Consider the following 12,182-nt stretch of genomic DNA (forward strand, 5'->3'; position numbering starts at 1 on the left):
GTGCCATGACCGTGCTGCTGGGCACGCCGCTCCCCCGGGATGCGGTGCAGCTCGACGCTCCGGTCGAGGAGGCCGGCACCACCCGTCGCGGTGGTGCCGGCCTCCACGGCCTCGACGTCGCCGATATCGACCGCGCCGGACGCCTCGCCGCGATGCGCACCGGCGAGCTCGGCTCCGTGCACTCGTGGGAGCTCGTCACGGCGGTCGACGGCCCCGGAACGCGCCTGACCCTCTTCCTCAACGGCTGTCCACTGCGGTGCCTGTACTGCCAGAACCCGGACACGTTCGCCATGAAGGACGGCGTCCCGGTGACGGCGGATGCGGTTCTGGAGCGCCTCCGCCGTTATCTCGGCGTCTTCCGCGCCACCGGTGGGGGTCTCACGATCTCCGGAGGCGAGGTGCTCATGCAGCCCGCCTTCGCGGCCCGGTTGGTCCGCGGCGCCAAGGCGATGGGTATCCACACAGCGCTCGACACGTCCGGCTACCTGGGGGCGCACGCCACCGACGAGCTTCTCGCCGACACCGACCTGGTCCTGCTGGACGTGAAGTCCGGCGACCCCGACACGTACCGCCGTGTCACAGGCCGCGAGCTCGAGCCGACCCTCGAGTTCGGCGAGCGCCTGGCGCGCCGCGGCGACGTCGAGGTGTGGGTCCGCTTTGTCCTCGTCCCCGGTCTGACCGACGACGTCGACAACGTCGCCGCGGTCGCCCGCTACGCCGCATCTCTGAACGAGATCCGCCCCGGCACCGTGACCCGTGTCGAGGTGCTGCCCTTCCACCAGATGGGTCGCGACAAGTGGCACGAGCTGGGACGTACCTATCCCCTGGAAGACACTCCCGCGCCCGAGAAGGAGCTCATCGAACGCGTGCGCGGACAGTTCGCGGCGGAAGGGCTGACGGTCTACTGACCGGACGCCGCCACAGCCGCATCCGCCGTACGGCGCGCCCAGCTCTCCGCATCGGCCAGGCCCTCGCGACTCAGCGTTGCGGGGGCCTCGTGCGCGTCGACGACGCGGCGGACGATGTCGAGGATGTCCAGGAATCCGATCCGTCCCTCGTGGAACGCATCGACCGCCTGCTCGTTGGCCGCGTTGAACACGGCGGGATACGTGCGTCCCGCCTCGCCCACGCTCTTGGCGAGGGCGACTGCCGGGAACGCCGCCTCGTCGAGCGGCTCGAACGTCCAGGTCGACGCACGGGTGAAGTCGAGGGGCGCCCCGACCCCGCTCACGCGGTGCGGCCAGTCGAGCCCCAGCGAGATGGGCAGGCGCATGTCCGGGGGCGACGCCTGCGCGATCGTGGATCCGTCCACGAACTCGACCATTGAGTGCACGATCGACTGCGGATGCACGACCACGTCGATCTGCGCGTAGGGGACCCCGAACAGCAGATGGGCCTCGATGACCTCGAGTCCCTTGTTCACGAGGCTCGCCGAGTTGGTGGTCACCACGCGCCCCATGTCCCACGTCGGGTGGGCGAGAGCCTCGGCCGGCGTGGCCGCGGCGAGCTGCTCACGGGTACGTCCACGGAACGGTCCGCCGGATGCGGTGAGCACGAGCCGGCGCACCTCGGAGGGCCTTCCCGACCGCAGGGCCTGCGCGATCGCCGAGTGCTCGGAATCCACGGGGACGATCTGTCCCGGCGCAGCCAGCGCGGTCACCAGCTCGCCGCCGACGATGAGCGACTCCTTGTTCGCGAGCGCCAGCGTGCGCCCCTCCTCGAGGGCGGCCAGGGTGGGACCGAGCCCGACAGAGCCCGTGATGCCGTTGAGGACGACATCGGCGTCCACGCCTCGGACGAGCGACTCCGCCTCGGCGGCTCCGAGCGCCGTGTCGGCGACGCCGAACTCCGCCGCCTGCGCCTCGAGACCCGCGCGGTCGGTGCCCGCGGCCAGACCGACGACGCGGAAGCGGTCCGGATTGTTCCGGATCACCTCCAGCGCCTGGGTGCCGATCGACCCGGTGGAGCCGAGGACGACGACGCGCCGCACGGGGTCAGCCCTCGGTCGGCTTCGTGGAGACGATGTCGATGACGAAGACGAGCGTCTCCCCTGCCAGCTGCTGCTGCGACGATCCGGCCTCGCCGTAGCCGCACGAGGGCGACATCGACACCAGGACCTGCGAACCGGCCTTCTGTCCTTCCAGCGCCCGCTTGAAGCCGACCACGACGCCGTCGGTGGAGAAGCTCGCGGTCTGGCCGCGGTCGTAGCTCGAATCGAACGTGGAGCCGTCCGACCACTTCACACCCGCGTAGTTGACCTCGACCGTGTCGCCGGCGCCCACGGTGTCGCCGTCGCCCTCCTTGAGCACCTCCACACGAACGCCGTCCTCGGGGGCCGACGCGGGAATCGTGATCGTGGGCTTGTCGTCGGCGAAGGTCACGGTGGGCGCCTCGCCCGCGAACGGCTCCGCCTGGCACCACTGGGCCTCGGGCGTCGAGGAGAGGAGGTCCACGACGAACACCTGCGCGGCACTGTTGCTGCTCGCGGGCAGGGTCGCGACGACGCGGGTTCCGGGGGTGGCGCAGCCGAGGACCTTGCCGAGCACGCTCTCGGCCGCGACCGGCTGCGGCTGCACGGGCGTGCCGTCGTGACCGACGGATCCCTGCAGCTGCCCGGTGGCCGCGTCGAAGGCGGAGAGCGCGTAGGTGACGTAATCGCCCGCGGCGATGGGCGTGCCGGTGCCCTCCGTGACCACGGTGCGCTCCACGTCGGAGATGTCCAACGGAGCGGTGAAGGTCGCGGTCGGCTGCTGGCCGAACTCGCCCGACACGCTGACCGCGTCGGAGGCGGCACCCGAGGAGGCGACGTCGGCGCACAGATCTGCTGCCGCGGTCGCGGAGGGGGCAGAGGTCGCGTCCGGCGAGGATGCGGCGGAGCATCCGGCGAGCGCGAGGGCGCTGACCGCGAGTGCGGACAGGATGTAGAGCGGACGGCGCACGGGAACCTCCAGAATCGGTGCGGGGCTGACCCATCATCCCGCATCCGCCCATGCCCTCGCTGAGAGGCCCCGGGCGAGCCCTCATGCGCCGGAGGGAATGGAATCCGCAGTAGCCTCTTACGGTGACAGATGCGCAGAGCCGCGACGCGGAGAACGTCCCCGATCCGCGCGCATCCGAATCCAAGCCCGTGACGGATGTCGGCTTCGCGTACTTCCTCGGGCGCCGCGTGCTGGCCCCTCTGGCACGCGTGGCATACCGGCCGCGCATCGAGGGGCGCCAGAATGTGCCGCGCACCGGGCCGGTCATCTTCGCTGCGAACCACCTCTCGTTCATCGACTCCTTCGCCATCCCCATGGCAGCCCCCCGACCGGTCCAGTTCCTCGCGAAGTCGAGCTACTTCGACGGACCGGGGCTCAAGGGCTGGCTCTCGCGGCAGATCTTCCTCGGGCTCGGGGCGAACCCCGTGGAGAGGGGCGCGGGACAGGCGGCGCTGGACGCACTCGACCAGCAGAAGCGGATGCTGGAGGCCGGGAAAGCCATCGCGCTGTATCCCGAGGGCACGCGTTCACTCGACGGCAGGCTCTACAAGGGACGCACCGGCGTCGCCTTCCTCGCTCTCCAGACCGGCGCGCCCGTGGTGCCTGTCGGTCTCATCGGCACGAACGAGGCCATGCCCGTGGGGGCGAAGTTCCCCCGCACGAAGCCGCGCGTCACGATCCGTTTCGGGGAGCCGCTCGATCTCTCGGCGCACGGGCCAGCCAGCTCCGGGCGTGCGCGTCGCGCGGCGACCGACGAGCTCATGGCGGCGATCCACGCCCTCTCGGGGCAGGAGCTGGCCGGCACGTACAACGAGGTGCCCGCGCACGGCGCCATCGAACGCATCAAGCGGGTCCTGCCTCACGAGCGCCTCTGACGGCACACTTTCTCATTCACGGCTTCCGGCACTTGACGCTCGGCCGCACCGGGTGGAGATTCGGAGCGTCTGCGAAGCCACAATGAGGAGGCATCCGTGAAGAAGTTCATCAACGACCCGACCCAGGTACTCTCCGATGCTCTGGCCGGCATCCGACTCGCCCATCCCGAACTGCGAGTCGACTCCGCCAACCGCGTCATCTTCCGCGCCGAGGCGACGCGCCCCGGCAAGGTCGCACTCGTCTCCGGCGGCGGCTCCGGCCACGAACCCATGCACGGCGGGTTCGTGGGAACGGGGATGCTCGACGCCGCGTGTGCGGGCGAGGTGTTCACCTCCCCCACTCCCGACCAGATCCTCGCCGCCACCGTCGGGGCCGATTCCGGGGCCGGCGTCCTGCACATCGTGAAGAACTACACCGGCGACGTCCTCAACTTCGAGATGGCGGCCGAACTCGCCACGGCAGAGGGTGTGCGCGTCGCGTCCGTGGTGGTCGCCGACGACGTCGCGGTGCAGGACTCCACGTGGACGGCGGGGCGACGGGGCGTGGGCACGACGGTCGTGCTCGAGAAGATCGTGGGCGCCGCTGCCGAGGAGGGCATGGACCTCGACGCCCTCGCCGCTCTCGCCACCCGCGTCAGCGAGAGCGGGCGCTCCATGGGCGTCGCGCTGACCAGCTGCACCGTGCCGGCGGCGGGCAAGCCGACCTTCGACCTCCCGGACGACGAGATGGAGGTGGGCGTCGGTATCCACGGCGAACCGGGACGTTCGCGCGTGCCCCTCGCCAGCGCCCACGAGATCGCCCGCATGCTCGTCGACCCCATCGTGCACGATTTCGGCGACGCGCGCGGCGATGCCATCGTGCTGCTGTCCGGCCTCGGCGCCACTCCGCTGATCGAGCAGTACCTCCTGTACGGCGAGATCGCGCCCCTGCTTGCGGCGGCGGGCTTCGACGTACGCCGCGTGCTGGTCGGCGACTACATCACGAGCCTCGACATGGCCGGTGCCTCGCTGACCGTCGTGCGTGCCGATGACGAGTTCGTGCGCCTGTGGGATGCTCCGGTGGTCACGCCCGGCTTGCGCTGGGGAGCGTGAGCGCGCGATGACCGCAGCCAACCTCGAGACCCTGACCGCGTGGATCTCCGGCTTCCGCGATCAGATCGTCCAACACCAGGCAGAGCTCACCGAACTCGACTCCGTCATCGGCGACGCCGATCACGGCTCCAACATGGCGCGCGGCATGGAGGCGGTCGTGGCGGCGGTGAAGGCCACGCCGCCGACGGATGCGGCGGCGCTGTTCAAGACCGTCGGGATGACGCTGGTCTCGACCGTCGGCGGGGCGAGCGGGCCGCTGTACGGCACGTTCTTCCTCCGCCTCGGGGGCGCCGCGGGCGCCACCTCCGACCTGGACGCCGCCACCCTCGGTGCGGCGCTGCGCGCCGGCGCCGAGGGTGTTCGCACGCGCGGCAAGGCCGAGCCCGGCGACAAGACGATGCTGGATGCGATGCTTCCCGCCGTCGACGCCTGGGAGACGGCGGTGGCAGCGGGATCGGATCTCGCGGCCGCGGCCTCCGCGGCGGCCGATGCGGCCGAGGCCGGCCGTGACGCCACGATCCCGCTCGTGGCGCGCAAGGGTCGCGCGAGCTATCTCGGCGAACGGAGCGCGGACCATCAGGATCCGGGGGCGACCTCCACGGCGCTGCTGTTCATGACGCTCCGGGACGCGGTGACGGCCGCATGATCGGCTTCGTCGTCGTCTCCCACAGCCGCCCGCTCGCGGAGGCCGCTGTGGCCCTCGCCACCCAGATGGTGGCGGAGTGCCCGCCCCCGATCGAGATCGCCGCGGGCTCCGCGGACGGCGGATTCGGCACCGATGCGGCAGCCATCGCCGCATCCATCGACCGGCTCGACGCGTCCGAAGACGTCGTCGTGTTGATGGATCTCGGCTCCGCCGTGTTGAGCGCCGAGATGGCGCTCGAGTTCGTCGAGCGGCCGGATCGCGTGCATCTGAGTCCTGCTCCGTTCGTCGAGGGGCTCGTGGCGGCCGTCGTGCTCGCCGCGACGGGGGCCGACTGGACGAGCATCCGGGCCGAGCTCGGCGGCGCATACGCGCAGAAGGCGCACCACCTGGAAGTCGGATCCGACGAGTCGGCACCGACACCGTCTGCGCCCGAACGCGCTCCCGCCGACGACGAGGCGTCCTTCGAGGCGGTCGTCATCAACCCCTCGGGGCTGCACGCGCGGCCCGCCGCGACGTTCGTGAAGACGGCGGCGCGGTTCGACGCCCTCGTGGAGATCGAGAACGTCGATGCAGGGTCGGGGCCGGTGTCCGCGGCGAGCCTGCTCGCGCTCATCGCGCTGGGCATCGGACGCGGGGCCCGCGTCCGGGTACGTGCTCGCGGGCGCGAGGCTCAGCCGGCGATCGACGCGCTGCGCGCCCTCGTCGAAGACGGCTTCGGCGAGGCCTGAACCGCCCGAGGGCTGGTGCGCGAGAGGCTCATCAGTCGGCGGGCGACGGTCTCCTCGAGCACCAGGTCGGTGATGAGCCCCGCGGCCAGGGCGCCCTGCAGCGCGTCGATCTTCGACAGACCCGACATGACGCAGAAGCGCCGGGGGATGCGGCGGACATCGTCGAGGTCCGGGCCGCTGGAGCGCAGATTCAGCGACGGGATGTCGGAGGATCCATCGATGCGGTAGAACATGGTCGCGCAGTCCCCGACGACGCCCTCCTGCTCGATCAACGCCAGATCGCGTTGATCGAAGTAGTCGCCGGAGTAGACGTGGGAGGGGACGGCCGCGCGGGGCGATCCGAGCCCGAATACGAACAGGCCGACGCGACGCTGCATCTGCAGGACGGCACGCACCGACCTCTCCCGCCACATCGCCTCCTTCGTCGCCGCCTCATCGAAGAGCGCGGGCACCGGGAAATGGTGCACGGAAGCCGACCACGCGGCGCCGAATCGCGAGAGGATCTCGCCGGCGTACGGCACACCGAACGTGTGTCCGTTTGCAGCCCCGTTCATCTGCACGACATGCGTGTCGTGGGTGCGTTTGGTCGGGAGGTGGCGGGCGATGGCCGAGAGCGTCGATCCCCACGCGATGCCGACGGTCATCGAGGAGTCGACGTGCTCGCTCAGGATGCGCGCGGCCGACAGCGCGGTGCGATCGAGACGCTCGGCCTCGCCGATGTGACTCGTGGTCGGCACGATGTGCACCGTGATACCGAACCTCTCCGCCAGCCGCTCCTCGATCTGGCTGCGCGCCGCGAGCGGGGAGTGCACCGAGATCGACACCAGGCCTGTGTCGCGCGCGTGGGAGATCAACCTGGAGACCGAGGAGCGCGAGGTGTGCATCTCCCGCGCGATCGCCTCCATCGTGAGGTCCTGCAGGTAGTACAGCTGTGCTGCGCGCAGCGCGTCGCGCACCTTCATCGACCCGGCCTCCGCCATGATCACCCCTTCGCCCGTCACCCCATTCTGCACGTTTGTGCAGAGAACTTGCGACGAGTTCCCATTTCCATGCAACCTGCCAAGGTTCCATCGATACGAAAGGTCGACGACGACATGTCGCTCTCTCCCTCGCTGCGGCCTCAGGTCGCACAGATCCGCGACGCTCAGGATCTCGACGTTCTCATCGTGGGCGGCGGGATCAACGGCATCGCCACGCTCCGCGACCTCTCGCTCCAGGGCGTCAAGGCTGCCCTGGTCGAGCGCGGGGACTTCGTCTCCGGCGCGTCGAGCGCATCCAGCCACATGGTGCACGGCGGCGTGCGCTACCTTGAGAACGGCGAGTTCCGCCTTGTGAAGGAGGCGGTCACCGAACGCAACGCGCTCCTGAAGACGGCCCCGCACTACGTCCGGCCGCTGCCGACGACGATCCCGATCTTCAAGACGTTCTCGGGGATCCTGTCCGCGCCCTTCCGACTGCTGGTCACACACGGACGCGGCAAGCCCAACGAGCGCGGTGCGCTGCTGATCAAGATCGGCCTCGTGATCTACGACACCTTCTCGCGAGACGGCGGCTCCGTCCCGCGGCACCGGTTCGTGGGCAAGAAGAAGTCGCTCGCCGACTTCCCCAAGATGAACGAGGGGCTCGCCTACACGGCCACCTACTACGACGCCTCCATGCACGATCCCGAGCGCCTCGCGCTGGATGTGCTCTCGGACGGGCTCGAGGACGGCTCCGCGATGGCCGCGAACTACGTGACGGCGATCGGCGCGGACGAGAGCGGCGTCCTGCTGCGCGACGAGGTCACCGGCACCGAGTTCACCGTGGCGGCCAAGGTCGTGCTCAACACGTCGGGACCGTGGACGGACCTCACCAACGCCGCCCTCGGCACCCCGACCCGCTACATGGGTGGGACCAAGGGCTCGCACATCGTCCTCGACAACCCGGAGCTGCTTGCGGCCACGCGCGGTCGGGAGATCTTCTTCGAGCACTCGGACGGGCGCATCGTGCTGATCTACCCCCTCAAGGGCCGCGTGCTCGTCGGCACCACCGACATCGACGCAGACCCCTCCAAAAAGGTCACCTGCACCGACGACGAGATCCAGTACTTCTTCGATCTCGTGCGCCACGTCTTCCCGACGATCGAGGTCAACCGGTCTCAGATCGTCTACACCTTCTCCGGCATCCGCCCGCTGCCGCGTCACGACGACACGGCTCCCGGTTTCGTCTCCCGTGATTACCGGATCGTCGACGGCACGCTGGGCACGACCCCGACCCTGAGCCTGGTCGGCGGCAAGTGGACCACCTTCCGCGCCCTGGCGGAGCACCTCAGCACCCGTGCACTCGAGAAGCTCGGCCGTACGCACCGTGTGAGCACGCAGGGCCTGGCGATCGGCGGCGGCAAGGGCTACCCGATGACCCCGGAGGCCCGCCGCGCGTGGGTCGCCGAGCGTAGCGGACGTCACTCGGCATCCCTCGTGCTCAGTCTGCTGGACCGCTACGGCACGCGCGCCGAGGCCGTCCTCGCGGACCTCCCGGCGCAGCCGACTGAGCTCGAGCACGCGCACGGCTACTTCCGCGAGGAACTCGCCTACCTCGCGCGCACCGAGCAGGTCGTCCACCTCATCGACCTGCTGCTGCGCCGCACCGACATCGCGTTCGTGGGCGGGGTGAGCTCGGCCACCCTCCAGGAGGCCGCCGAGGCGATCGCCGAGCCGCTCGGGTGGGACGAGGCCCGCGTGAGCGAAGAGGTCGCTCACGCCACCCAGGTTCTTCGGGAGGACCACCGTATCGACCTCGCTGAGGGCGGACGACTGGCTTCCTGAGAGAACGTGCGGGCGCGCCCTCTGGTGCGCGCCCGCACACCCGCTCTAGTTTCAGAGCAACCCGATATCCCGCCGCACGAAGGGCGACAGGCGGGCATCACTGAAAGGTCAATGAAGACATGAACGAAGTCAATCTCGGTTTGTACTTCCTCTCCGAAACCGTGGGAACGGCGATGCTGCTGTTGCTCGGTTGCGGTGTGGTGGCGAACGTCGCTCTGGCGAAGACGAAGGGCAACGGCGGCGGATTCCTCCTCGTCAACTGGGGCTGGGGCCTCGCGGTCTTCGCCGGCGTCATCGCCTCAGCGTACTCCGGTGCACAGCTGAACCCGGCCGTGTCCATCGGTCTTCTCGTGCACGGCGACATCAGCGGTGTGCAGTTCGCGATCGCGGTGCTCGCCCAGATGCTGGGTGCGATCATCGGTGCCGTCCTGTGCTGGGTCGCCTACAAGCAGCACTTCGACGACGAGCCCGACCCTGCGAACAAGCTCGGGGTCTTCTCGACGGGCCCGGCGATCCGCTCGTACGGCTGGAACCTCATGACGGAGATCATCGCGACCTTCGTGCTCGTGTTCGTCATCTTCGGATTCCGTGACTACGGTGTCGCCGACATCGGCGTTCCCGGTGGCCTCGGCGGCCTCGCCGCCGTGCCGGTGGCCCTGCTCGTGGTCGGCATCGGCGCCTCGCTCGGTGGCCCGACCGGATACGCGATCAACCCTGCGCGCGACCTCGGCCCGCGCATCGCTCACGCCATCCTGCCCATCAAGGGCAAGGGCTCCAGCGACTGGTCGTACTCGTGGGTGCCGGTCGTCGGCCCGCTCATCGGCGGCACGCTCGCCGGCCTGCTCGCACCGCTCCTGCTGGGCTTCGTCGCGGCCTGATCCGTCCCACTCCCGGGTGGGCGGCGCATCCGTGCGCCCCCACCCTCCCCACCATCCGAACCAACAGACAAGGAAGTCCATCCAATGGCTGACTACGTCCTCGCCATCGACCAGGGAACCACCTCGACGCGCGCGATGATCTTCGACCGCAAGGGAAGCGTGATCTCCGTCGGGCAGAAGGAGCACGAGCAGATCTTCCCGAAGGCGGGCTGGGTCGAGCACGACCCCGCCGAGATCTGGCGCAACACCCAGGAGGTCATCGGCCTCGCGCTGAGCCGCGCCGACATCACCCGCCACGACATCGCCGCGATCGGCATCACCAACCAGCGTGAGACCGCGGTGGTCTGGGACAAGAACACCGGAAAGCCCGTCTACAACGCGATCGTCTGGCAGGACACCCGCACGCAGTCGATCGTCGACCGTCTCGCCGACGGCGACACCGACCGCTACAAGGACATCGTGGGCCTGCCGCTGGCCACGTACTTCTCCGGAACCAAGATCGTGTGGATCCTCGAGAACGTCGAGGGTGCGCGCGAGAAGGCGGAGGCCGGCGACCTGATCTTCGGCACGACCGACACGTGGGTGCTCTGGAACCTCACCGGCGGTACCGAGGGCGGCGTGCACGCGACCGACGTCACCAACGCCAGCCGGACGCTGTTCATGGACCTCGAGACGCTGCAGTGGCGCGACGACATCCTCGCCGACTTCGGCGTGCCGCGCTCGATGATGCCGGAGATCCGCTCCTCCTCCGAGGTCTATGGCACCGCCGAGTCCTCCTCGCTGCTGCGTGAGACCCCGGTCGCCGGCATCCTGGGCGACCAGCAGGCCGCCACCTTCGGTCAGGCGGCATACGACCCGGGTGAGAGCAAGAACACGTACGGCACCGGCAACTTCCTGATCTTCCAGACCGGTGAGGAGATCGTCCGCTCCAAGAACGGGCTGCTGACGACCCTCGGCTACAAGCTCGGCGACGGCCCGGCGCACTACGCGCTCGAGGGTTCGATCGCCGTCACCGGTTCCCTCATCCAGTGGCTGCGCGACCAGCTCGGCATCATCTCTTCCGCACCCGAGGTCGAGAAGCTCGCCGAGAGCGTCGAGGACAACGGCGGCGTGTACTTCGTGCCGGCCTTCTCGGGCCTGTTCGCTCCGTACTGGCGCCCGGATGCCCGTGGCGCGATCGTCGGCATGACCCGATACGTGAACAAGGGCCACATCGCCCGGGCCGCCCTCGAGGCGACGGCCTTCCAGTCGCGCGAGGTGCTCGACGCGGTCAACGCCGACTCCGGTGTCGACCTCACCGAGCTCAAGGTCGACGGCGGCATGACCGCGAACGACGCCCTGATGCAGTTCCAGGCCGACATCCTGGGCGTCCCGGTCGTGCGACCGGTCGTCGCCGAGACCACGGCTCTGGGCGCTGCGTACGCTGCAGGCCTGGCCGTCGGCTTCTGGGACAACCTCGACGACCTGCGCGCCAACTGGCAGGAGGACAAGCGCTGGGAGCCGAACATGGATCCCGAGGAGCGCGACCGTCAACTGCGGCTGTGGAAGAAGGCCGTCAGCAAGTCCATGGACTGGGTCGACGACGACGTGCGTTGATCCTCTGAACGACGAGATGCCCCGCGGGTTCCGGCCCGCGGGGCATCTCGTCGTCCGTGACGACTCTCAGCCGGCTGCGGTGACCAGCGCCTCGTGCCGCACCGGGAAGTTGACCGAGTTCGCGATGAAGCACCATTCGTGGGCGGTCGCGTGCGCGGCCTCGGCGGCGGGGATCATCGACGCGTCCGCCACGACCACGCGGGGTGTCAGAAGCACATCGGTGAAGCGGCCCGCCCCCGATCCGTCGTCGGTCATCGTCCCCTCGGCGGCGTCCTCGTAGGAGACGACGACCACTCCCGCCACGACGCACGCGTGGAGGTACGACAGCAGGTGGCACTGGCTGAGCGCGGCGAGGAGCATGTCCTCCGGGTTCCACCGCTCGGGGTCCCCCCGGAACGGCTTGTCGGCGGACCCTCGCAGCTCCGGCTTGCCGTCGACCGTCAGGGTGACGTCGCGGTCGTAGTCGCGGTAGCCGCTCGTCCCGGTGCCGCGGTTGCCGGTCCAGAGGGCGTTCAGACGGTAGTGGTGGGTGCCAGGCATGGGCACAGTCTGTCATGGCGGATGCGGGCGCCGACTACGCTGAGA

The 12,182-nt window shown here is 69.7% G+C and carries 12 protein-coding genes; 8 read left to right on the plus strand and 4 right to left on the minus strand.

The window, feature by feature from the left end; all coding sequences use genetic code 11:
- The first annotated feature begins 5 nt into the window (after positions 1-5).
- On the plus strand, positions 6-908 hold the full coding sequence (pflA, locus tag QE377_RS02345) for a pyruvate formate-lyase-activating protein (RefSeq protein ID WP_307319332.1): 903 nt from the start codon (positions 6-8) through the stop codon (positions 906-908).
- Here the strand turns inward: pflA and dxr are convergent.
- Together dxr and QE377_RS02355 are read right to left on the minus strand one after the other, a co-directional pair.
- Positions 902-1,990, minus strand: a complete 1,089-nt coding sequence (dxr, locus tag QE377_RS02350) for a 1-deoxy-D-xylulose-5-phosphate reductoisomerase (protein ID WP_307319334.1) — start codon at positions 1,988-1,990, stop codon at positions 902-904. The genes pflA and dxr overlap by 7 nt on opposite strands.
- 4 nt (positions 1,991-1,994) lie before the next feature.
- Entirely contained in the window at positions 1,995-2,939 is a 945-nt protein-coding gene (locus tag QE377_RS02355) for an FKBP-type peptidyl-prolyl cis-trans isomerase (RefSeq protein ID WP_307319336.1), read from the minus strand.
- 188 nt (positions 2,940-3,127) lie between these two features.
- On the opposite strand from QE377_RS02355, the gene QE377_RS02360 reads away from it, so the two are divergent.
- From QE377_RS02360 to dhaM, 4 genes are all read left to right on the plus strand, one after another.
- Complete coding sequence (locus QE377_RS02360; RefSeq protein WP_307325830.1) at positions 3,128-3,853, plus strand: 1-acyl-sn-glycerol-3-phosphate acyltransferase; 726 nt, start codon at positions 3,128-3,130, stop codon at positions 3,851-3,853.
- A 96-nt stretch (positions 3,854-3,949) separates the two neighbouring features.
- Positions 3,950-4,945, plus strand: coding sequence for a dihydroxyacetone kinase subunit DhaK (gene dhaK, locus QE377_RS02365; RefSeq protein WP_307319339.1), 996 nt, complete (start codon positions 3,950-3,952; stop codon positions 4,943-4,945).
- A gap of 7 nt (positions 4,946-4,952) precedes the next feature.
- Positions 4,953-5,591, plus strand: coding sequence for a dihydroxyacetone kinase subunit DhaL (gene dhaL, locus QE377_RS02370; RefSeq protein ID WP_307319342.1), 639 nt, complete (start codon positions 4,953-4,955; stop codon positions 5,589-5,591).
- Complete coding sequence (gene dhaM, locus QE377_RS02375; protein WP_307319344.1) at positions 5,588-6,319, plus strand: dihydroxyacetone kinase phosphoryl donor subunit DhaM; 732 nt, start codon at positions 5,588-5,590, stop codon at positions 6,317-6,319. Before dhaL ends, dhaM begins: the two co-directional genes overlap by 4 nt.
- Here the strand turns inward: dhaM and QE377_RS02380 are convergent.
- The gene (locus QE377_RS02380) at positions 6,262-7,299 is read right to left on the minus strand and encodes a sugar-binding transcriptional regulator (RefSeq protein ID WP_307319346.1); all 1,038 of its coding nucleotides are present in this window, start codon (positions 7,297-7,299) and stop codon (positions 6,262-6,264) included. The genes dhaM and QE377_RS02380 overlap by 58 nt on opposite strands.
- A 114-nt stretch (positions 7,300-7,413) precedes the next feature.
- On the opposite strand from QE377_RS02380, the gene QE377_RS02385 reads away from it, so the two are divergent.
- The 3 genes from QE377_RS02385 to glpK all read left to right on the plus strand — a co-directional run bounded on the left by QE377_RS02385 (position 7,414) and on the right by glpK (position 11,597).
- The gene (locus QE377_RS02385; protein WP_307319347.1) at positions 7,414-9,123 is read left to right on the plus strand and encodes a glycerol-3-phosphate dehydrogenase/oxidase; all 1,710 of its coding nucleotides are present in this window, start codon (positions 7,414-7,416) and stop codon (positions 9,121-9,123) included.
- Positions 9,124-9,242: 119 nt separating this feature from the next.
- Positions 9,243-10,001 carry an MIP/aquaporin family protein gene (locus QE377_RS02390; protein ID WP_307319349.1) on the plus strand — a complete coding sequence of 253 codons (759 nt, stop codon included), beginning with the start codon at positions 9,243-9,245 and terminating at the stop codon, positions 9,999-10,001.
- Between the two features lie 84 nt (positions 10,002-10,085).
- The gene (glpK, locus tag QE377_RS02395) at positions 10,086-11,597 is read left to right on the plus strand and encodes a glycerol kinase GlpK (protein WP_307319352.1); all 1,512 of its coding nucleotides are present in this window, start codon (positions 10,086-10,088) and stop codon (positions 11,595-11,597) included.
- 66 nt (positions 11,598-11,663) lie between these two features.
- Here the strand turns inward: glpK and QE377_RS02400 are convergent, their stop codons facing one another.
- Positions 11,664-12,137, minus strand: a complete 474-nt coding sequence (locus tag QE377_RS02400; protein ID WP_307319354.1) for an OsmC family protein — start codon at positions 12,135-12,137, stop codon at positions 11,664-11,666.
- Positions 12,138-12,182 lie beyond the last annotated feature (45 nt).

This window comes from Microbacterium sp. SORGH_AS_0862 (genome assembly GCF_030818795.1).
Classification (GTDB): Bacteria; Actinomycetota; Actinomycetes; order Actinomycetales; family Microbacteriaceae; genus Microbacterium.

Coding starts and splice junctions, on each gene's coding strand:
- pflA (WP_307319332.1), top strand. CDS start 6: ATGACCGTGCTGCTGGGCACGCCGCTCCCCCGGGATGCGGTGCAGCTC.
- dhaL (WP_307319342.1), top strand. CDS start 4,953: ATGACCGCAGCCAACCTCGAGACCCTGACCGCGTGGATCTCCGGCTTC.
- dhaM (WP_307319344.1), top strand. CDS start 5,588: ATGATCGGCTTCGTCGTCGTCTCCCACAGCCGCCCGCTCGCGGAGGCC.
- QE377_RS02380 (WP_307319346.1), bottom strand. CDS start 7,299: ATGGCGGAGGCCGGGTCGATGAAGGTGCGCGACGCGCTGCGCGCAGCA.
- QE377_RS02385 (WP_307319347.1), top strand. CDS start 7,414: ATGTCGCTCTCTCCCTCGCTGCGGCCTCAGGTCGCACAGATCCGCGAC.
- QE377_RS02390 (WP_307319349.1), top strand. CDS start 9,243: ATGAACGAAGTCAATCTCGGTTTGTACTTCCTCTCCGAAACCGTGGGA.
- glpK (WP_307319352.1), top strand. CDS start 10,086: ATGGCTGACTACGTCCTCGCCATCGACCAGGGAACCACCTCGACGCGC.
- QE377_RS02400 (WP_307319354.1), bottom strand. CDS start 12,137: ATGCCTGGCACCCACCACTACCGTCTGAACGCCCTCTGGACCGGCAAC.